Annotated in this window: 20 protein-coding genes; 9 read left to right on the forward strand and 11 right to left on the reverse strand. The window is 73.3% G+C overall.

What is annotated here, in order from left to right:
• The first annotated feature begins 20 nt into the window (after positions 1-20).
• Complete coding sequence (locus QDS12_RS17480; RefSeq protein ID WP_279881318.1) at positions 21-704, forward strand: response regulator transcription factor; 684 nt, start codon at positions 21-23, stop codon at positions 702-704.
• On the forward strand, positions 697-1,797 hold the full coding sequence (locus QDS12_RS17485) for a HAMP domain-containing sensor histidine kinase (protein ID WP_279881320.1): 1,101 nt from the start codon (positions 697-699) through the stop codon (positions 1,795-1,797). Before QDS12_RS17480 ends, QDS12_RS17485 begins: the two co-directional genes overlap by 8 nt.
• Here QDS12_RS17485 and QDS12_RS17490 read toward each other — a convergent pair.
• Genes QDS12_RS17490 through QDS12_RS17510 form a run of 5 tightly spaced genes read right to left on the reverse strand, consistent with a single transcriptional unit; the run spans position 1,775 to position 8,482 of the window.
• A complete protein-coding gene (locus QDS12_RS17490) occupies positions 1,775-2,479 on the reverse strand; it encodes an SDR family oxidoreductase (protein ID WP_279882194.1) in 705 nt (234 codons plus the stop codon). The genes QDS12_RS17485 and QDS12_RS17490 overlap by 23 nt on opposite strands.
• Positions 2,380-3,579 (reverse strand): acetamidase/formamidase family protein, encoded by a 1,200-nt coding sequence (locus tag QDS12_RS17495; protein WP_279881322.1) that lies wholly within the window; start codon positions 3,577-3,579, stop codon positions 2,380-2,382. Before QDS12_RS17495 ends, QDS12_RS17490 begins: the two co-directional genes overlap by 100 nt.
• 13 nt (positions 3,580-3,592) lie before the next feature.
• Positions 3,593-4,816, reverse strand: a complete 1,224-nt coding sequence (locus tag QDS12_RS17500) for an alpha-hydroxy acid oxidase (protein ID WP_279881324.1) — start codon at positions 4,814-4,816, stop codon at positions 3,593-3,595.
• Positions 4,813-5,697: a Gfo/Idh/MocA family oxidoreductase gene (locus QDS12_RS17505; RefSeq protein ID WP_279881327.1), complete on the reverse strand. Its 885-nt coding sequence runs from the start codon at positions 5,695-5,697 to the stop codon at positions 4,813-4,815. Before QDS12_RS17505 ends, QDS12_RS17500 begins: the two co-directional genes overlap by 4 nt.
• A 52-nt stretch (positions 5,698-5,749) precedes the next feature.
• Complete coding sequence (locus QDS12_RS17510; RefSeq protein WP_279881329.1) at positions 5,750-8,482, reverse strand: HAD-IC family P-type ATPase; 2,733 nt, start codon at positions 8,480-8,482, stop codon at positions 5,750-5,752.
• A 116-nt stretch (positions 8,483-8,598) separates the two neighbouring features.
• Here QDS12_RS17510 and QDS12_RS17515 point away from each other — a divergent pair, with 116 nt between their 5' ends.
• Complete coding sequence (locus QDS12_RS17515; RefSeq protein WP_279881331.1) at positions 8,599-11,028, forward strand: phosphoketolase family protein; 2,430 nt, start codon at positions 8,599-8,601, stop codon at positions 11,026-11,028.
• 11 nt (positions 11,029-11,039) lie between these two features.
• On the opposite strand, the gene QDS12_RS17520 is transcribed toward QDS12_RS17515, so the two are convergent.
• The 3 genes from QDS12_RS17520 to QDS12_RS17530 form a co-directional block, all read right to left on the reverse strand.
• The gene (locus QDS12_RS17520) at positions 11,040-11,786 is read right to left on the reverse strand and encodes an SDR family oxidoreductase (protein WP_279881334.1); all 747 of its coding nucleotides are present in this window, start codon (positions 11,784-11,786) and stop codon (positions 11,040-11,042) included.
• Positions 11,780-11,932 carry a hypothetical protein gene (locus tag QDS12_RS17525; protein ID WP_279881336.1) on the reverse strand — a complete coding sequence of 51 codons (153 nt, stop codon included), beginning with the start codon at positions 11,930-11,932 and terminating at the stop codon, positions 11,780-11,782. Before QDS12_RS17525 ends, QDS12_RS17520 begins: the two co-directional genes overlap by 7 nt.
• Before the next feature lie 175 nt (positions 11,933-12,107).
• Complete coding sequence (locus QDS12_RS17530) at positions 12,108-12,395, reverse strand: TRIC cation channel family protein (RefSeq protein WP_279881338.1); 288 nt, start codon at positions 12,393-12,395, stop codon at positions 12,108-12,110.
• A 23-nt stretch (positions 12,396-12,418) separates the two neighbouring features.
• Here QDS12_RS17530 and QDS12_RS17535 point away from each other — a divergent pair, with 23 nt between their 5' ends.
• From QDS12_RS17535 to QDS12_RS17550, 4 genes are all read left to right on the forward strand, one after another.
• Positions 12,419-13,648: a histidine kinase gene (locus QDS12_RS17535; protein WP_279881340.1), complete on the forward strand. Its 1,230-nt coding sequence runs from the start codon at positions 12,419-12,421 to the stop codon at positions 13,646-13,648.
• Entirely contained in the window at positions 13,645-14,310 is a 666-nt protein-coding gene (locus QDS12_RS17540; RefSeq protein WP_279881343.1) for a response regulator transcription factor, read from the forward strand. Before QDS12_RS17535 ends, QDS12_RS17540 begins: the two co-directional genes overlap by 4 nt.
• A gap of 87 nt (positions 14,311-14,397) precedes the next feature.
• Positions 14,398-15,150 (forward strand): ABC transporter ATP-binding protein, encoded by a 753-nt coding sequence (locus tag QDS12_RS17545; protein ID WP_279881345.1) that lies wholly within the window; start codon positions 14,398-14,400, stop codon positions 15,148-15,150.
• A 5-nt stretch (positions 15,151-15,155) separates the two neighbouring features.
• Positions 15,156-17,042 carry an ABC transporter permease gene (locus tag QDS12_RS17550; RefSeq protein WP_279882196.1) on the forward strand — a complete coding sequence of 629 codons (1,887 nt, stop codon included), beginning with the start codon at positions 15,156-15,158 and terminating at the stop codon, positions 17,040-17,042.
• Here the strand turns inward: QDS12_RS17550 and soxR are convergent.
• The gene (soxR, locus tag QDS12_RS17555) at positions 17,028-17,525 is read right to left on the reverse strand and encodes a redox-sensitive transcriptional activator SoxR (protein WP_279881347.1); all 498 of its coding nucleotides are present in this window, start codon (positions 17,523-17,525) and stop codon (positions 17,028-17,030) included. The two genes, QDS12_RS17550 and soxR, sit on opposite strands and share 15 nt — an antisense overlap.
• 60 nt (positions 17,526-17,585) lie before the next feature.
• Here soxR and QDS12_RS17560 point away from each other — a divergent pair, with 60 nt between their 5' ends.
• Both QDS12_RS17560 and QDS12_RS17565 read left to right on the forward strand, forming a co-directional pair.
• Positions 17,586-18,296, forward strand: coding sequence for an SDR family NAD(P)-dependent oxidoreductase (locus QDS12_RS17560; RefSeq protein ID WP_279881350.1), 711 nt, complete (start codon positions 17,586-17,588; stop codon positions 18,294-18,296).
• A complete protein-coding gene (locus QDS12_RS17565) occupies positions 18,293-19,363 on the forward strand; it encodes an S-adenosylmethionine:tRNA ribosyltransferase-isomerase (RefSeq protein WP_279881352.1) in 1,071 nt (356 codons plus the stop codon). Before QDS12_RS17560 ends, QDS12_RS17565 begins: the two co-directional genes overlap by 4 nt.
• 10 nt (positions 19,364-19,373) lie before the next feature.
• Here the strand turns inward: QDS12_RS17565 and QDS12_RS17570 are convergent, their stop codons facing one another.
• Positions 19,374-19,847 carry an NUDIX domain-containing protein gene (locus QDS12_RS17570; protein WP_279881354.1) on the reverse strand — a complete coding sequence of 158 codons (474 nt, stop codon included), beginning with the start codon at positions 19,845-19,847 and terminating at the stop codon, positions 19,374-19,376.
• Positions 19,848-19,865: 18 nt separating this feature from the next.
• Complete coding sequence (locus QDS12_RS17575; RefSeq protein WP_279881356.1) at positions 19,866-20,318, reverse strand: hypothetical protein; 453 nt, start codon at positions 20,316-20,318, stop codon at positions 19,866-19,868.
• Positions 20,319-20,320 lie beyond the last annotated feature (2 nt).

The following is a 20,320-nucleotide window of genomic DNA, read 5'->3' on the forward strand; positions in this document are numbered from 1 at the left end:
TGGCTCTCTAGCATTCACCCATGCGCGTGTTGGTCGTCGAGGACGAGCCCCTCATGGCCGCGGCCATCCGTGACGGCCTGCGTCTGGAGGCGATCGCCGCCGACCTCGCCGGCGACGGCGACACCGCTCTCGAGCTGCTGAGCGTCAACGCCTACGACATCGCCGTCCTCGACCGCGACATCCCCGGACCCTCCGGGGACGAGGTCGCCCGGCGCATCGTCGCCTCCGGCAACGGCATGCCCATCCTCATGCTCACGGCGGCCGACCGGCTCGACGACAAGGCGTCGGGGTTCGGGCTCGGCGCGGACGACTACCTCACCAAGCCGTTCGAGCTGCGCGAGCTCGTCCTCCGGCTCCGCGCGCTCGACCGACGACGCGCTCACAGCCGGCCGCCGGTCCGGGAGATCGCAGGACTCCGACTCGACCCGTTCCGACGGGAGGTCTACCGCGACGGACGGTACCTCGCGCTCACCCGCAAGCAGTTCGCGGTGCTCGAGGTCCTTGTGGGCGCGGAAGGTGGCGTCGTCAGCGCCGAGGAGCTCCTCGAGCGGGCGTGGGACGAGAACGCCGACCCGTTCACCAACGCCGTCCGCATCACCGTCTCCGCGCTGCGCAAGCGACTCGGCGAGCCCTCGCTGATCGCCACCGTTCCCGGTGTCGGCTACCGGATCGGCGCCGCACCCGAGGGCGCCGACCGTGGCTAGACCGCCGGGGCTGAGCGTCCGCCTCAAGCTCACCCTCAGCTATGCCGGGTTCCTCATGATCGCCGGTGCCCTGCTGCTCGCCGTCGTGTGGGTCTTCCTCCTGCGCTACGTCCCCGACGGCGTCCTCGTGACGCGCGGGCCCGCGTCACCGAACCGCACCGACCTCCAGCGCGCGTTCACGCCGCGGGCCGTCCAGGCCATGGCGTTCCTCCTGGTCTTCGGCCTCGTCGGCGGCTGGATCCTCGCCGGCCGGATGCTCGCTCCGCTGACGCGGATCACCGACGCGACCCGCCGCGCGGCGAACGGGTCGCTCAGCCACCGGATCGAGATGGAGGGCCCCAGCGACGAGTTCCGAGAGCTCGCCGACGCCTTCGACACGATGCTCGCCCAGCTCGAGGCGCACGTCGAGGAGCAGAAGCGGTTCGCCGCCAACGCCTCCCACGAGCTGCGCACCCCGCTGGCGATCACCCAGACGCTCCTCGACGTGGCGCGCAACGACCCCGATCGCGACACCGCGGAGCTCGTCCGCGTCCTCCACGCCGTCAACAGCCGGGCGATCGACCTCACCGAGGCGCTGCTGCTGCTCAGTCGCGCGGACCAGCGCTCGTTCGCCCGCGAGCCCGTCGACCTGTCCCTGGCGGCCGAGGAGGCAACCGAGACGCTCCTCCCCCTCGCGGAGAAGCGCGGCATCGCCATCGAGACCTCGGGCGACCCGGCGCCCGCCATCGGCTCGCCGGCGCTCCTGCTGCAGATGACCACGAACCTCGTCCACAACGCGATCGTCCACAACCTGCCGGCCGACGGATCGGTGTGGGTCAGCACCCACACCGACCAGTCGTACGTCGTCCTGGCGGTCGAGAACACCGGCGAGAGGCTCGCTCCACGACTCGTCCCGACCCTCACGGAGCCCTTCCAACGGGGCAGCGAGCGCATCCACGGCGACCATGCGGGTGTCGGCCTCGGGCTGGCCATCGTCAAGAGCATCGCCCTGGCGCACGACGGGACCCTCACGCTCGTCGCCCGCCCCGAGGGCGGGCTGCGCGTGACGGTGCGGCTGCCGGCCGCTCCGGCTAGAGCTGGATCCCCCGCGTGAGCGCACCGTCGACGACGAGGTTGGTGCCGCTGACCCGGCGGGCGACCCGGCTCGCGAGGAACACGACCGGTCCGGCGATCTCCTCTGGCGTCCCCATGTGACCGGTGGGGTTGAGCCCGACGGCGGTGTCGAAGAGCTCTCGGTCGCCCGTCTCGATGCTCTGCCAGACACCGCCCTCGAAGTAGGTGTTGCCCGGTGACACGGTGTTGGCACGGATGCCCTTGTCCGCCAGCTGCATCGCGAGACCGTTGATGTAGCCGATGATGGCCGTCTTCGCGGTCCCGTACGGGCCCGAGGCGAAGTCGGACTCGCGTCCGGACACGCTCGAGATCGCGATGATCGAAGGTGCCTCGCTGCGCTCGAGGTGGGGCAGCGCGGCGCGGACCAGCCGGACCGTGTGCATCAGGTCGACGTTGAGGCTGGTCTGCCAGTTCTCCTCGGTGTCGGGGATGGCGAGCGCGCTGACGTTGGCGACCACCACGTCGAGCCCGCCGAAGGCCCGCGCCGATTCCTCGACCCAGGCCGCCAGGGCCGCCGCGTCGCCGACGTCAACCACACTGCCGGTGACGTCGCCGAGACTCGTCAGCGCGTCCTGCGTCGCCGCGACCTCGTCGGGCTTGCGCGCGCAGAACCCGACGGTGGCGCCCTCGTCGAGGAAGGCTGCGACGATGGCTCGGCCGATCCCGCGCGTGCCGCCGGTGACCAGGACGCGGGTGCCGTTGAGCTGCAGATCCATGAGCGGCCTTTCAGCTGGGGGGCCGAGGCCCCGATCTTCAGAGGGACCCGAGAGACCGTGCGCGTGCGCGCAGGTCGGCGTGGATGCCGCCGTAGGCCGTCGGCCCTCGGGAGGAGCGCCTTCGCCACCTTCACGACGACGCTGTAGTTGGCGTCGACCACGTTGGCGACGGGGACCTGGGCGATCTGCGAGCACAGTTGGTAGGCGTCCATCGTGTGCAGGCCGTAGAGCTCCGCCACCCAGTGCACGACCTCGGCGTTCGCGATCCGCCAGGAGTCCTCGAGCGGACGGCTGGAGCCGATCGCCATCCAGTGGGTGTCGTCCTCGATGCGGGGCCAGGCCGGTGCGCCACCGTTGATCAGGTCGACGATCAGCGTGGTCGTCATCGCGCCCTCGACCGCCGTACCGCACGCCTCGCCCTCGCCCTGCCGGTAGTGGCCGTCACCGATGGAGAACAGGGCGCCCTCGACGTTGACGCCGAGGAAGACCGTCGACCCGGCCCGCATCTGGGGCGTGTCCATGTTGCCGCCGAAGCGGTCGGGGACCAGCGACGAGCGGGCCTCTCCCCCGGCCGGTGCGACGCCGACGGTGCCGAGCATCGGCTCGACCGGCAGGTCGATGCGGTGGTCGCTGTGCCGCGCGGCGAACGAGACCGTGTTGCGGTCCCCGTCGAGCTCGTAGATCCACGTCGTGTCGGGCAGCGGCTCCTGCAACGTGACGACGCGGTCGGTGCTGGTCATGCCGCCGAAGAACGGGATCGCGGCCGAGGCGCCCCAGTCGCGCGCTGGCGTCAGGTCGACCAGGTGGAGGACGAGGGTGTCGCCGGGCTCGGCACCCTCGACGTGGAACGGGCCGGTCTGCGGGTTGACGAACCGGAGGTCCACCTTGGCGGTCGACAGGTCGTCGACGCTGCGCAGCACCCCGCCGAACGCGTCGTCGGACCAGAGTCGCAGCGCGGTGCCCGGCGCGACCCGCATGGTGGGCGCGACGCCGCCGAACGTGTAGGCGTACTGCTCGCGGGTCGGCGTGTACTCGACGACGTCCATGCGGGCAACCTACTCAGGCGGCACGCAGCCGTACATGGTCACGCGTGAGGTCGCCGACCTGCGTCACGCCCAGCAGGGCCAGGGTGCTCGCGAGCTCGGTCCGGAGGATGTCGGCGGCCCGCTGCACGCCGCGTTCCCCGCCGGCCATCAGCCCGTAGAGGTAGGCCCGGCCGACCAGGGCCGCGCGGGCTCCGAAGGCGACCGCGGCAGCGACGTCGCTGCCCGAGAGGATCCCGCCGTCGACGTAGACCTCCGCCCGGTCGCCGATCGCGTCGACGATGCCGGGCAGCACCTCGAGCGGCGTCGGCGCGCGGTCGAGCTGGCGTCCGCCGTGGTTGGAGACCACGACGGCGTCGGCCCCGGCGTCGACGACAGCCATCGCGTCGGCGGTCGTCTGGATGCCCTTGACCACCATCGGCCCCGGCCACGCGGACCGGATCCACGACAGGTCGGCCAGGGTGGCCGAAGGGTCGAACATCTGCCCCACCAGCTCCGCCACCGTGCCGTCGAACGAGTGGAGCGAGGCGAACTCCAGGGGTTCCGTGGTGAGCAGGTCGAACCACCACGCGGGGTGCAGGGCACCGTCGACGAGCGTTCGTGCTGACAGCGTGGGCGGGATGGTCAGCCCGTTGCGCTCGTCGCGCAGGCGCCGACCGGGCACCGGCGTGTCGACGGTGAGCACGAGCGCCTCGTACCCCGCCTCCCGCGCTCGCTCCACCAGGCCGCGGCTGGCCTCCCGGTCGCGCCACAGGTAGAGCTGGAACCACAGCCTCGCCGTCGGTACGTCGGCCGCGAGCCGCTCGACCGACGTGGTGCCCATCGTGGAGAGCGCGTAGGGGATGCCGACGCGGGCGGCCACGCGCGCGACCGCTGGCTCACCCTCCGTGTGCATCATCCGGGTGAACCCGGTCGGGGCGAGGACGAGCGGCGCCGCCGACGGCCGCCCGAGGATCGTCGTCGAGGTGTCCACCGACGACACGTCGCGCAGCACCTGGGGCACGAGCTCGACGCGCGCGTACGCCGCTCGCGATCGGCCCAGCCCGATCTCGTCCCCCGCCGCCCCGTCGGTGTAGTCGAAGACGGCGCGCGGCGCCCGGCGTCGGGCCAACGTCCGCAGGTCGCGGATCGAGGCGGCGTGCGACACGCGCTCAGCGCGGGTCACCCGCAGGCGGGGACGCAGCAGGGGCGACAGCTCCGACCACCGGGGCCAGCGCCGGTCGGTCGCCCCCGTGCTCATCGCGTCGGCTCGCCCTCGAGCTGCGCCTGCGCCTCCGCGATCAGCTCCACGACGCGAGTGCCGAAGCCGACGTCGAGCGGATGGGACGCGCCTTCTGCGGCGGCGACCAGCTCCTCGGCGGCGGTCGCGAGAGCGTCGACGAAGGCGTCGGGCCGTCGTGGCATGAGTGACACGCCGGTCTCGCCCCAGACGGCGGCCTCGAAGCCCTCTGCAGCGGGCGGCGCGAACTGGGTCAGCGTGACGGTGCTCAGCGCGCCCGACCCGTGCCGAAGCGTCAGGTTCACCAGGTCTCCTCGCCCGCCCACCGCGCTCAGGGACGTCACGGGCCCGAGACACGCGTCGAGGGTCGACAACGCGTGCGGTGCGATGTCCCAGAGGGCCCCGCGCTCGTGGCGCCACGCCGAGGCCCCGAACGGGTTGCCCGGCTCCTGCAGGGCGCTGAACCACCTGACCCAGCCGCCCTTCCAGCCGTCGGTCGAACGCACCTGGTCGAACCAGGCGCGGGACTCCTCGACGAAGCGGTCGGTGAAGAAGACCACCGACGCCACCCCCGCCTCGGCGGCGGCGTCCCGCAGCCGCCGTGCCGACTCGACGTCGGCGGCGACCGGCTTGTCGAGCAGCAGGTGCTTCCCAGCCCGCGCGGCCTCGAGCGCGAGCTCCGCCTGCGTCCCTGGCGGGACCGCGAACGCGACCGCCTCGACGTCGCTGAGCAGGGCGTCATAGCTCTCGTAGGCGGTCGTGCCGAGCTCCTCGGCGAGCGACCGCGCCTTGTGCGGGTCGCGGCCCCACACGCCGACGAGGTCCGCACCGGGGGCAGCCACGAGGCCCGGACCATGCGTCATCGTCGCCCATGGACCCGTGCCGACCAGACCAAATCGCATGCGGGCACCGTACGCCGACCCGCGACGGCTTGTCCCCCGACGCGACCGCGCCTCAGCCGGCCCGAGCCCGCAACCGGGTGACCCACTTGGCGACCTCGGTCAGCAGGAAGATCACCACCGCGAGGACGGCGGTCAGCAGCCACTCCCGCGGGCCGATCGGCGCGGAGCCGAAGGCGGTGTTGGCGATCGGCAGGTAGCAGTAGAGCAGCTGCAGCCCGATCATCGCGGCCGCGCTCCACCACACGAGCCGATTGCCGCGCAGCACGTCCGGAGTGAGGCTGGAGCGGTCCAGGAAGCGGCAGTTGAACAGATAGGCCAGCTGCCCCAGGGCGAGCATCGTCACCGCCGTGGTCTGGGCCTCGTCGAGCGCGATGCCGCGGTGGTGGTCGTAGTAGAAGACGCCCATGGTCGCGCCGCCGATCAGGAGGCCGACCAGCGCGATCCGGCGTACGGCGGAGGGCGGGACGATCGCCTCCCCCGACCGCCGGGGTGGACGGGTCATGATCCCGCGCTCGGCCCGCTCGTTGGACAGCGCGAGCGCCAGCGTCACCGAGGTCACCATGTTGATCCACAGCACCTGCACGGGCGCGAGCGGCAACGTGAGGCCGAAGAGGACGGCCACCAGGATCACCAGCGACTGGGCACCGTTGGTGGGCAGCAGGAACAGCAGCGAGCGGCGCACGTTGTCGTAGATGCGCCGGCCCTCCTCGACGGCGCGCTCGATGGTCGCGAAGTTGTCGTCGGCGAGGACGATGTCGGCGGCCTCCTTGGTCGCCTCCGTGCCCTTGATGCCCATGGCCACCCCGACGTCGGCCCGCGTCAGCGCGGGGGCGTCGTTGACGCCGTCGCCCGTCATCGCGACCACCTCGCCGTGCGCCTGGAGCGCCGCCACGATCCGCAGCTTGTGCTCCGGACTGGTCCGGGCATAGATGTCGACGTCGCGTACGACGGCACGGAGCGCCTCGACCGACATCGACTCCAGCTCGGCGCCGGTGAGGACCGGGCTGGCGGTGCTCTCCACGATGCCCATCTCCCGGCCGATCGCGAGCGCCGTCCCGGCGTGGTCGCCGGTGATCATCTTGACCCGCACCCCGGCGGTCGCGCACAGCGCGATCGCGTCGACCGCCTCGGGACGGGGTGGGTCGACGATGCCGACCAGGCCGGCCAGCTCGAGCCCGCGCTCGAGGTCGGCGTGCGACAGCGTCGAGGCGCCGGGGTCCGGGCGGGCGTGCGCGGCCGCGAGCACCCGCAGCCCGCCGGCGCCGATCTCGTCGATCTGGGTCTCCCAGAACGCCACGTCGATCGGCTCCGCCGCACCGGTCGGCCCGGTCTGCGTGGCACAGCGCTCCAGGATCCGGTCGGGGGCGCCCTTGACGAGCACGTGGAGCGCGCCGTCCGGGTCACGCGCCAGCACGCCCATGTACTTGTGAGCCGGGTCGAACGGCACCACCGCGACCCGTCGCCAGCCGTCGGTGACGAACCCTGCCTTGGGGCCCAGCAGGCTGACGGCACCTTCGGTCGGCTCGCCCACGAGGCGCCACTGCGACCCGTCCTCCACCACCGCGGCGTCGTTGCAGATGGCCATGTCCTCGACCAGCCGTGCGAGGTCCGGACGGTCCGCGACCGTCACCACGTCGGCGTCCAGCGTGACCTCGCCGATCGGCGCGTAGCCGAGTCCGCTGACCTCGAACCGGGAGCCGGCGGTGCGCACCATCCGGGCGGTCATCTCGTTCCTCGTCAGCGTGCCGGTCTTGTCGGAGCAGATGGTCGAGACGGCACCCAGCGTCTCCACCGAGGGGAGTCGGCGCGTGATCGCCCGCCGGCGCGCCATCTGCTGCACCCCGAGCGCCAGCGTGATCGTGACCAGGGCCGGAAGCCCTTCCGGCACCGCGGCCACGGCGAACCCGATCGCCGCGCTGAGCAGGTCGGGCACGGTGAAGCGGTGGAGCCATCGACCGATGAGGATCATCACGAGGGCCATCACGAGGATCAGGACCGCGAGCTTCTTGCCGAGCGCGTCGAGCGACCGGGTGAGCGGTGTCTCGACGGCCTCGACCCGCGAGATCATCGTCTGGATCCGGCCGATCTGGGTCTCCTGCCCGGTGGCGACCACCACGCCGGACCCGGTGCCGGCGACGATGAGCGTCCCGGAGTGGACCATGCTCCTCCGGTCGCCCACCCCCGCGTCCGCAGGGACGACGCCGGCGTCCTTCGCCGTCGGGACGGACTCACCGGTCAGCGCCGACTCCTCGGCCTGGAGGCCGTTGGCCTCCAGCAGCCGTACGTCGGCCGGCACGCGGTCGCCCGCGCGCAGCCGCACGACGTCGCCCGGCACCAGCGCGTCGGCGTCCACATCGGCCACCGAGCCCGACCGCACCGCGTGGGCCTGGACCGAGAGCATGTCCTTGATGGCGTCCAGCGCCCGCTCCGCGCGGCCCTCCTGCACCAGGCCGATGACCGCGTTGATCACCGCGACGCCCAGGATGACCGAGAAGTCGACCCACTCAGCCAGGACCGCCTTGGCCGCGGCCGCCACCAGCAGGATGTAGATGAGGACGTCGTCGAACTGCGCGAGCGCGCGTCGCCACCACGGTGAGCGCTGGGGCGGTGCCAGCCGATTGGGACCGAACCGCTCCCGGCGCCGTGACGCCTCCTCCTCGGTCAGGCCGTCCGGGCGGCTGTCGAGAGCGACGAGCACGTCGTCCGGGGGTCTCGACCACGGGGTGTCGACCGTTGCTTCGGCCGGCGAGAAGGGGTCGGTGGCCCGAGTCAGGTCCGAGGACATGCCCCCAGGCTCCCGCGTCCCGGCGCCGGAAGGTAGGTCTGGACGCGCACCGGTGGCACGGGCGTACCGTGCAGGTGGGCCGTCGGGCCCGTCCTTCTCGGGTGGAGGAGACCCTCGTGGCAATCATCGACACCAGTGCATCCGGACACGCCGAAGCGGACGTGGTGGACCGGCTCGCCCATCCCACCGACGAGGACGTCGCAGCGGTCGACGCCTGGTGGCGGGCCAACAACTACCTCACCGTGGGCCAGATCTACCTGATGGCCAACCCGCTGCTGCGCGAGCCGCTGAGCGCCGACCACATCAAGCCACGACTGCTCGGCCACTGGGGCACCAGCCCGGGGCTGGCACTGATCTACGCGCACGCGTCGCGGCTGATCCGGCACACCGGTCAGCAGATGATCTACCTGACCGGTCCCGGGCACGGCGGGCCGACCCTCGTCGGCGCCAGCTATCTGGAAGGCACCTACACGGAGACGTACCCGGACGTCACCGTCGACGAGGACGGGCTGCAGCGGCTGTTCCGCCAGTTCTCCTCGCCGGGCGGGATCCCCAGCCACGTGTCGGTGCCGATCCCCGGCTCGATCCACGAGGGCGGTGAGCTCGGCTACGTCCTGATCCACGCGGCCGGGGCGGTGATGGACAACCCCGACCTGATCGCGCTGGCCGTGGTCGGGGACGGCGAGGCGGAGACGGGGCCTCTCGAGGGGTCGTGGAAGCAGATCTCGTTCCTGAGCCCGGTCCACGACGGTGCGGTGCTGCCCGTGCTCCACCTCAACGGGGCCAAGATCGCCGGCCCGACGGTGCTGGCCCGCAAGGACCCGGCCGAGGTCCGCGCGCTGATGGAGGGGCACGGCTACGAGGTCCTCGAGGTCGAGGGGGACGACACGCCCGGCATGCACCACCGCTTCGCCGAGGCCCTCGCGCGGGCGTGGGCGTCGATCAGGTCGATCCAGGCGGCCGCCCGCGGTGGTGACTGGGACGGCACCCGCCCGCGCTGGCCGATGATCATCCTGCGCACGCCGAAGGGCTGGACCGGCCCGGAGGTGGTGGACGGGGTGCAGGTCTCGGGCACGTTCCGGTCCCACCAGGTTCCCGTGTCCAAGGTCAAGGGCGACAAGGAGCACTTGCGGATCCTCGAGGACTGGATGCGCTCCTACCGGCCCGAGGAGCTCTTCGACGACAACGGCGCGCCCGTGGCGCAGGTCCTCTCGATCAACCCGGACGGCGACCTGCGGATGAGCGGCAGCCCGCACGCAAACGGGGGCCGGCTCGCGACCGACCTGGACCTGCCGGACTTCCGCGACTACGCGGTATCGGTGAAGGCGCCGGCCCGGACGCGGCTGGAGTCGACGCGCAAGCTCGGTGAGCTCATGCGCGACACCTATGCCCGCAACCCCGACCGGTTCCGGCTGTTCTGTCCCGACGAGACCAACAGCAACCGCCTCGGCGCGGTCTTCGAGGTGTCCGACCGGGCGTTCCTCGAGAGGGTGACGGACGAGGACGTCGCGATCTCGCGGGACGGGCGCGTGATGGAGGTGCTCTCGGAGCACGCCTGCCACGGCTGGCTCGAGGGCTACAACCTCACCGGCCGGCACGGCTGGTTCGCGACGTACGAGGCCTTCGCGATGGTGTCGGCGTCACAGACCGTCCAGCACGCGAAGTGGCTGCAGGAGGCGCACCACCTGCCCTGGCGGGCGCCGGTGCCGAGCCTCAACATCCTCCTGACCTCGACCGCGTGGCGCCAGGACCACAACGGGTTCAGCCACCAGGGCCCGGGCCTGATCCAGAACGTGATCACCCACCGCGGCACGGTCAGCCGGGTCTACCTGCCGCCGGACGCCAACACGCTGCTGGCGGTCTCCGACCGCTGCATGCGGTCGCGGTCGTGCGTCAACCTGGTCGTCATCGACAAGCAGCCGCAGCTGCAGTGGCTGACGATCGACGAGGCCGTCGAGCACTGCGCCCAGGGGGCCGGCGTCTGGTCGTGGGCGGGCACCGAGGACGGGCGCTCGGACCCCGACATCGTGCTCGCGTGCGCCGGCGACGTCGTCACCATGGAGACGGTCGCGGCCGCCAACATCCTCCGCGAGCGGCTGCCGCTCTTCTCCACCCGTGTGGTCAACGTGGTCAACCTCATGTCGCTGCCGCGGCCCGAGATCCACCCGCACGGCCTGGACGACACCCAGTTCCGCGAGCTGTTCACCGACCACGTCGACGTGCTGTTCGCGTTCCACGGGTACCCCGGCGCCATCCACCAGCTCGTGCACGGCCGCCCGGACGCCGACCGGTTCCACGTGCGCGGGTTCATCGAGGAGGGCACGACGACGACGCCGTTCGACATGGTGGTGCGCAACCGCGCGTCGCGCTACCACCTGGTCATCGACGCGCTCGACCGGGCGCAGCGGACCCCGGCCGGGGCGGGCGAGCTCAGGGCGTGGTGCGAGCAGCAGCTCCTCCGGCACGAGCAGTACGTCGTCGAGCACCTCCAGGACATGCCCGAGGTGCGGGACTGGTCCCTGGGCGACTGGGCGGACGAGGCCTGAACGGCTCGTCCTCAGATCGCCTCGGGGTCAGCGCCGTTGACCGACCGGCCGCCGTCGACGGGCAGCACCGCGCCGTTGACGAACCCCGCCTCGGGTGACAGCAGGAACGCGACCACGTCCGCCACCTCGGCGCTCGTTCCGACCCGACCGATCGGGTGCAGGGCCGCCATCTGCCGATCGACGTCGGGGTGGGCGGCGCGGTAGGCGTCGTACCGCTCGGTGCCGATCGACCCCAGCGCGACCGCGTTCGTGCGGATCCCCTGCGGCCCGTGGTCGACCGCGACCGCACGGGTCAACCCCTCGACGGCCGCCTTGGCGGTCGCGTAGGGCAGCGCGCCTCGCACCGGCCGCTGCGCCTGGTGCGAGGAGACGTTGACGATCGCCCCCGGCCGCCCGTGCGCCAGGTAGTGGTTGACCGCCACGTGGCAGCCGGTGACGGCCAGGGCCAGGTTGGAGGTGATCAGCCGGAGGACCTCAGGAGCGTCCGCAGCATCCAGCGACGCGTCGCCGAACAGGGCCGCGTTGTTGACCCAGCCGGCCAGCGGCCCGACCGCCTCGGCCGCCTCGGCGGCGGCCACCGCGACCGCAGGATCGCCGGCGTCCCCGCTGACGAGGCTGACCCGCTCCCCCACGACCCCATCGGCCAGGTCGAGAACGACCACGTGGCCCGTCCGCGCCAGCACGTCGACGATCGCGCGGCCGACGCCGCGCGCGCCGCCGGTGACGACATAGGACGGGCGGTCGTCACCGGTCACCACGTGGTGACCATGTCGCCGTCGATGCGCTCCGCCGGATCGACGGGAGAGGACAGGTCGAGCGTGACGCTGGCGCACGCGACGGCCAGGCCGATCCGACGGCTGGCGCCGGTGACGACGGCCCGTCGGCCTCCGAGTCCAAGCGTCATGCCCGGCTCCTCAAGTCCACAGCGGGTGTCCCGTGCCGATCTCACACCACCGCGAGCGCGATGTCCACGGGTGCGCAGGCGGGAGGGTCCCGGCACCACGCGCTCAGGTCCGGCCGAGCCACGCCAGCGCGGCGAATGACGGCCTGGGCTGGCCCCACACCGAAGTCGAGACCCTTCAGCACGCCGCTGACGGCGAACAGGCTGAGCCCGGCGGCGTCGAGGCCCAGGATCGGAGTGGCCAGCCGGTCGAGCCGCGACCGAAGACGAAGGCCACCGGGCCCAGTGCTGCCACCGCCCGGGAGCGCGAGTCGCTGAACGTCGCCGGCGGCAGGGCATCGAGCAGGATGTCACGGATCATCCCCCCACCGAGCGCGGTGAACATGCCGAGCGTGATCACGCCGACGATGTCCAGGCGGGCGACCCGGACCGCCGTCAGGGCGCCGCTCAGTACCCGTCCGCGCACCGGGACCGTGAGAGAGTGGGCCGGTGCGGTGGAGGGTGGCGGGAGGCTGCTGGCTGACGGCGGCCGCAGTGCTCGTCGCGGTGCCCTTCGCCGCCGTGGACGACGCAGAGCTCGAGGCGCCCGACCTCGGCGACCCGAGCTGGTGGGCCGGCCTCGCGGTCGTCACGCTCCAGGCAGCGGTGCTGCTCGGTCGGCGCGTCTCCCCCGTCGCCCTCCTGGTCGTCGCGGCCGGCGCGCCGCTGGCCGCGCTCGTCGGGCTCCAGGGTGCGACCGGGGCGACGTCGGTGGCGGTCCTCGTGGCGGCGTTCCTGGTGGTCCTGTCCGAGCCGACGGAGGGAGCGTGGCCGGGGCTCGTCGGGGCGACCGCGCTCGTGGCCCTCGGAACCGCTCTCGGGGAGACGGACTCCGGCACCCCGACCGGCGCCGCGGTGGGTGGCGGGCTCGTCCAGGGCATCGGCACCGTGGCGCTGGCCGTCGTGGTGGGCATCGTCGTCCGGGCTCGGCGAGAGGCGCGCACGGCCCGCGCCGATCAGGCGCGGGCCCTGGTCGGTGAGCACGCGGCGCTGCTCGAGGCCGCGGTCGCGAAGGAGCGCACGGCGATGGCCCGCGAGCTGCACGACATCGCCGCTCACCACCTGTCGGGGATCGCGGTCATGACCGGCGCGATCGGACGGCAGATCGACACCGACCCGGAGGGCGCGAAGCGCGCCGTCCGCGAGGTGCGCACGCACAGCACTGAGATGCTGCGCGACATGCGCAGGCTCGTCGGCCTGCTGCGGGAGGACGGAGCGGAGAGCCAGGCGACGATGGCGCGGGAGGAGTCCCTCTCGGGGATCTCCGGTCTGGTCGATGCGGCGGGTCGCACCGGCACGGAGGTCACCCTGACCGTGCACCCGCACTCCGACGGTGGGCCGCCCGGCAGCCGGATCGGACCGCTCGCCCAGCTGTCGGCGTACCGGACGGTGCAGGAGGCCCTGGCGAACGCCGCCCGGCACGCCCCGGGCGCCCGGTGCGAGGTCGTCGTCGACGCGCGCGAGGCCGACGCGGTGGTGGTGAGCGTCCGCAACGACGCGTCCGACCGGCAACCCGTGCACCCGGAGCCGAGTGGCGGCTTCGGCCTGGTCGGCATGCGCGAGCGCGCCGAGCTGACCGGGGCCGCGCTGGACGTCGGCCCGGCGCCGGACGGCGGCTGGCTCGTCTCGCTCCGGATCCCCACCCTCGACACCGTGACGACCGGGGAGGACGCGCGATGATCCGTGTGCTCGTGGCCGACGACCAACCGCTCGTCCGCACCGGGCTCGTCACCCTCCTCGACGGCGAGCCCGACATCGAGGTGGTCGCCGCCGTGACCGACGGGCAGCAGGCGGTCGAGGCCGCCCGACGCCTGCGGCCCGACGTCGCCTGCCTCGACATCCGGATGCCGGGCACCGACGGCATCACCGCGACGCGGCAGCTGAGCGGGCCGGACGTGCCCGACCCGGTGCCGGTGCTGGTGCTCACCACCTTCGACATCGACGAGTACCTGTTCGGCGCGCTCGAGGCCGGCGCCTCGGGCTTCCTCCTCAAGGACGCCGAGCCCGAGCAGATCATCGGCGCCGTCCGCTCGGTGGCCGCCGGCAACGGCACCCTCGCCGACGGCCTCACCAAGCGGGTCCTCGCCGAGCTGGTCAGCCGACGGCGAACCCAGCCGGTGACGGCCGCGCGGGCGAGCGAGCTGCTCACGCCACGGGAGCTGGAGATCCTGCTCCACCTGGCCCAGGGCATGTCGAACGAGGAGATCGCGCGTGCGCTCGTCGTCGAGGTGACCACGGTGAAGTCACACCTGGCCCGCATGATGCCCAAGCTCGGCGTCCGGTCGCGGCTGCACGCCGCTGTGTGGGCCTACCAGAACGGCGTGGTCGACGTACGTCGCTGAGCCGGGCTCCTCCGAAGGATGCAACCCCTCGGACTGCGTTCCTGCGGCGCTCGTCCCGGACGGTGCGCACTTCCTAGCGTCGTGGGCATGCACACCGACACCCTCGCCGACACGAGCACCGAGACCGCCGTACGGCTCGCCGACGTCCACAAGACCTACCCGGGACCGACGCCGGTTCCCGCGTTGCGAGGCGTCTCCCTCGACCTCCGCCGCGGATCGCTGACCGCGGTGATGGGCCAGTCCGGCTCCGGGAAGTCCACGCTGCTCAACATCGCGGCCGGCCTCGACGTGCCGACGCGCGGCCGCGTCGTGGTCGGCGGCCACGACATCGCCGGACTCTCCCCCGACCGGCTCACCCGCTTCCGCCGGGACCACGTCGGCTTCGTCTTCCAGGCCTACAACCTCATCGGCCACCTCGACGTCGCGACCAACATCGACCTCCCACTGGTCCTGGGCGGCCGCGCGGCGGATCCGGCATGGCGCACCGAGCTGGTGGGCTCCCTGGGCCTGGCCGGCCTCGAGCAGCGGCTGCCTGGCGAGCTGTCGGGCGGCCAGGCCCAGCGGGTGGCCATCGCACGGGCGCTCGTCACGCGGCCCACGGTGGTGTTCGCCGACGAGCCGACCGGCGCCCTCGACTCCCGGACCGGCGCCCAGGTGCTCGCGATGCTCCGAGACACCGCAGTGCGGCTGGGGCAGACCGTCGTCCTGGTGACGCACGACAGCGTGGTCGCCGCAGCCGCCGAGCGGGTCGTCTTCCTCGCCGACGGCGTCGTCGTCGACGACCTCGCCGCCCCCTCCGTCGAGCAGGTGGCCAGCCGCATGCTCGCCCTGGGGCGGTGAGCGGGATGTGGACGCTCGCCCTCGCCGGAGCCCGCGCCCATCGCGCCGCGCTGACCGGCACCGCCCTCACGCTCGCCGCGGCGGGTGCGGTCCTGTCCACCGTCGGCGTGCTCGCGGAGTCGGGCCTGCGCGGCGGTGCCGACATCGACGGCGGGACCCTCACCACGCTCGCGGCCTCGTACACGGGCACCGCCCTGGTCGTGGTCGTCCTCGTCGTCGCCGCGACGGTGACGCTCGCGCTCCGCGGGCGCCGACGGGAGTTCGCGCTGCTCCGCACCGTCGGTGCGACGCGGCGCCAGATCCGGCAGCAGGTCTCGCGTGAGGTGGTGCTCGTCGCCCTGCTGGCGGTCCCGTTGGGCGCGATCCCCGGAGTCGTCGTCGCGACCCGGCTCGAGCCGCTGCTCCGGGAGGCGGGGGTTCTCGGGTCGGGTTCCGCGCTGCGCCTGTCCCCGCTGCCCGCCGTGGCCGCGGTGGTCGTCCTGCTGCCGAGCGCCCTGCTCGCCGGCCGCCTCGCGGCGCGCGAGACCGTCAGGACAGCGGCCACCGACGCGCTCCGGGCGAGCGCGGCCGAGGACGCCGCCATCGGGCCCACCCGCCGGCTGCTGGCGCTGGTCACCGCGGTGGCCGGCGTCGCCGCCGCCTTCGCGCCCCTTGTCGTGCCCGGGACGATCGGCGGCACTTCGGCGGCGACCTCGGCGTTCCTCCTCGTCGGCGCCACAGCGCTGGCCGGGCCGCTGCTCGTCGGGCAGGCCTTCGCCCGGACCGAACGGCTCACCGGCGGCCGGCGGCCGGCCCCGACCCGGCTCGCCCTGCACAACCTGCGCGGCTTCTCGCGGCGACTGACCACGGTCGTCGCGCCCCTGGCCCTCGCCCTGGCGACCGGCACGGTCCAGACCAGCGTCGACGGCGCCGTCGCCGAGGCCGGCCGGCAGCAGCTGCGGGCGGCCCTGACGGCCGACCTCGTCGTGACCGGCGCTGCCCTGCCCGGCCGGCTGGCGGACCTCATCGCGCTGCGCGGCGTCACCGGCGTGGTGCCGCTGGCCGACCGCCGGATCCAGGTCCGCACGGACGACGACGACCTTCCGGACAGCCTCGCCTGGGAGACCACGGGGGTCCGGGTCGTCCCCGCCGACGCGTCGCGCACGCTCTTCGACCCGGGCGTCACGCGGGGCGCCCTGACCGGCCTCGCGAAGGCCGGGACCGTGGCGATCAGCTCCGACGCGGCGTTCGAGCTCGGGCGTGGCCTCGGCGACACGGTGGAGGTGCGCGACGCCGGGACCGATCGCCGGCTCCGCGTCGTCGCCGTGTTCGACCGCGGGCTCGGCGTGGGCGACTACCTGATCGGACCGGCCACGGCCGAGCCCGTCGGTGGGACACCGGCCGCCACCGTGGCTCTGGTGAGCACATCGCAGCCGCCGGCCGCGACCGCCGAGCGGCTGCGTGCGCTCGGTCTGACCGTGGGAACGCCCGAGGCGTACGTCGCCACGGTGATCGACAGCGACGCCGCCCTGCAGCACCTCTCGACCGTGCTGCTGCTCCTGCTCCTCGTGTTCGTCGGCCTGGGCGCCGCCAACTCGCTCGTCCTCACCACAGCGGGACGCCGCGCCGAGCTCGCGCTGCTGCACCGGACGGGTACCACGCGCCGACAGCTCCTGCGGATGACGATGGTCGAGTCGCTCCTCACCGGAGCGCTCGCGTGGCTCGTCGGAACCGTCGCCGTCCTGCCCGCCGTGCTCGGGGTCAGCCTGGGGCTCCTCGGCTGGCAGCCGCCGGCGGTCGACCTGACGACGTACGTCCTGCTGAGCGGAGCCGTCCTCCTGACGGCGGTCGGTGCCACGGGCCTGACGGCCTGGTGGGCGATCCGCCGGGTCGGTGGGTCAGCGCGGCGATGAGCCTCGGGCGGCGTCCCGGCGCGGTGGGTCGCGGCGCAGCAGACGCGGCAGGTAAGCGGCACCCGCGCCGCCACCGACGGCGGCGACGTCGCCGGGGTTGGAGATCCCGCACTGCTTGAGGGACAGGCAGCCGCAGCCGATGCAGGAGTCGAGCCCGTCGCGCAGCCGCTCGAGGGCGGCGATCTGCTCGTCGAGGCGCACCCGCCAGTGCTTCGAGATGCGGTGCCAGTCCGACTTCGTCGGCGTGCGCTCGGCGGGCAGCGCGGCGAGCTCGTCGCGGATCTCCTCCAGCGACAGGCCGACGTTGCTCGCCGCGCGGATGAACGCCAGCCGGCGCAGCACGCTCCGCTCGAACGTGCGCTGCCCGCCCGACGACCGCGTCGCGGCGATCAGCCCCTGGCTCTCGTAGTAGCGCAGTGCCGAGGCGGCGAACCCGCTGCGGCGCGCGACCTCGCCCATCGGGAGGCGGTCCTGGGCATCCATCGGCAAAGTCTCCTCGTCATCGCTTGATCTCAAGTTCACTTGAACTTGAATGCTAGCCGCATGACATCCACCAACGGAACACCTGTCGCGCTCGTGACCGGCGGGTCCGCCGGCCTCGGGCTGGCCCTGGTCAGCGCGCTCAGCCGTGGGGGCTGGCGTGTCGTGACCGACGCCCGCCACGCCGACGCGCTCGTCGCTGCCACCGCTCCCCTGCCCGACGTCACGGCGATCCACGGAGACGTGCGAGACCCCACGCACCAGAACGACCTCGCCGCGGCCGTCGGCCGGCTGGGGCGCCTCGACCTGCTCGTCCACAACGCGAGCGAGCTCGGCCCGATGCGCCCGCTCGCCGACGTCACGCCCGACCAGCTGGCCGAGGTGCTCGCGACCAACCTCTACGCCCCGCTCGGGCTCACCCGGCGGGTCCTCCCGGTGCTGCGGGCCTCCGCAGGCGCTCTCGTCGGCATCTCCAGCGACGCGGCCGTGGAGCACTACCCGACATGGGGCGCGTACGCCGCGGGGAAGGCCGCCCTGGACCACCTCGTGCTCACCATCGGCGCCGAGAACGACCTGCGGGCCTACGCCGTCGACCCAGGCGACCTGCGGACGGCGATGCACCAGCGCGCCTTCCCCGGCGAGGACATCTCCGACCGGCCGCTCCCCGAGACCGTGGTGCCGCGGCTGCTGGCGCTCGTGACCGGCGACCGACCTCCGGGGCGCTACCGAGCCATCGACGAGCCGGCTCTCCAGCTCACGGAGGTCGTTCGATGACGCTGCTGGCCGAGCAGCCGGGCATCCACTTCCCGGCCCCTGACGACACGACAGCGCCGGCGCCGGCCGAGTGGCGCGGCTACGCCCGCGACGAGGTGCGGCTGCTCGTCGCAGGTCGCGACGGCCTCGTCCACACGAGCTTCCGGGCGATCGCCGACCACCTCACCCGGGGCGACCTCCTGGTCGTCAACGACTCCGCCACCGAGGCGCGCGAGCTGGACGCCACCCTCCTCGGCCGCGGTCCGGTCGTGCTCCACCTCGCCCAGCGGCTGGGCCAGGGCGCGTGGGCGGTCGAGTTGCGCACGGCACCGGGCGCCCACCGGTCGGTGCTCGACGCCGCCGAGGGCGACGTGGTGACCGCCGGCGGCCTGCGCCTCACCCTGACGGCGCCGTACCCCGGAGGCGTCTCCTCGCCCACCGGTCACGGCAACCGGCTGTGGCGCGCGAGCGTCGCCGGCGACGTGGGCGGGGTGCTCCGCGACCACGGCCGTCCGATCGCCTACGGCTACCTCGACCGTCGCTACCCGCTCGCCGCCTACCAGACGGTGTTCGGCGTCCGGCCGGGCAGCGCCGAGATGCCGTCGGCCGCACGGCCCTTCACCCCGGAGCTCGTGACGGGGCTGGTGGCCCGCGGCATCCAGGTCGCACCGGTGACCCTCCACACCGGGGTCTCCTCGCAGGAGGCCGGCGAGGCGCCCGCGCCCGAGTGGTTCGAGGTCAGCGCGACGACGGCCCGCATCGTCCGGGAGACCAAGCTCGCGGGCGGACGCATCGTCGCGGTGGGCACGACCGTCACCCGAGCGCTCGAGTCGGCGGTCGTGCACCGCGGTCGCCGCGGCACGACCCTCCGGGCCGGACGCGGCTGGACCGAGCGCGTGGTCACGCCCGAGCGGCCGGCGGCGATCGTCGACGGGCTGGTCACCGGCTGGCACGACCCGCACGCGTCCCACCTGCTCCTGGTGGAGGCGGTCGCCGGCCGCGAGCTCACCCAGCGTGCGTACGACGCCGCGGTCGACGCCGGGTACCTGTGGCACGAGTTCGGCGACGCCGCCCTGCTGCTGCCGTGATCAGCGTCCTTCAGCCGTGGAAGTCGGCGGTGGCCTCGCCCGACAGGGCGGCGGCGATCCGCTCCGCCATGTGCGGCCTCATCGGCGGCAGGGCGTCGCGACGGAACCACCCCACCTCCAGCGACTCGTCGTCGGCGACGTACGCCTCACCGGACAGCCACGTGCAGGCGAAGGTGAGGTCGAGGTAGACCGCTCGGTCGCCGTTAGCGTGCACGATCCGCTCGCCCGCGGCGACCGAGACCAGCCGGTCGACGCTGATCTCGACGCCGGTCTCCTCCAGCGCCTCGCGACGCGCGGCCACCGCGGGCTCCTCCCCCGGGTCGATGATCCCGGTGACGGGTGCCCAGCTGCCGTCGTCGGCCCGGCGGACGAGCAGCAGCTCGTCCGCCGGCCGTACGACGACCGCGGTCACGCCGGGCAGCCAGAGCTCGAACTCCGGGCCGACGACGGAGCGCAGCGCGGCGACGTACTCGGGGATCGGCACGCGACCGAGGGTACGTCCTCAGGACGCGGGGCCGTTCCGCGCCTCGATCGCCTTCACGGTGCCGTCGAACGCGTTCGACAACACCTTGCGACCTACGGTGGCCACCACGGCGCCCAGCAGCCGGCCGCGGAGGTTCTTGCCCTCACGGACGACCGTGTAGTCGATGTCGGTGGTCCCGTCGGGGCGCCTCGTCAGGTCGTAGACGTGGCTGGAGCTCCGGCCCCAGGTGTTGGAGTCGGTCGTCCTCAGCACGACGTGACCCGGGTTCGACCAGTCGTAGGTGAGCCGCTCCCAGATGCCCCGTGACCCCTCCGTCACGTCGGCCTGGTGGTCGCCGACGCTGTGGACCTGGAGGTCCTTGTCATCGGTGTTGCCGAAGATCTGGGAGCGCCCGGGGCCGAAGTCGGTCAGCGCGGCGATGAACTGCTCGGGGGTGACGCGCGTGTTGGCGTGCAGGTGGATGGTCGTCATCG

Source organism: Nocardioides sp. CER19 (assembly GCF_029846275.1).
GTDB lineage: Bacteria > Actinomycetota > Actinomycetes > Propionibacteriales > Nocardioidaceae > Nocardioides.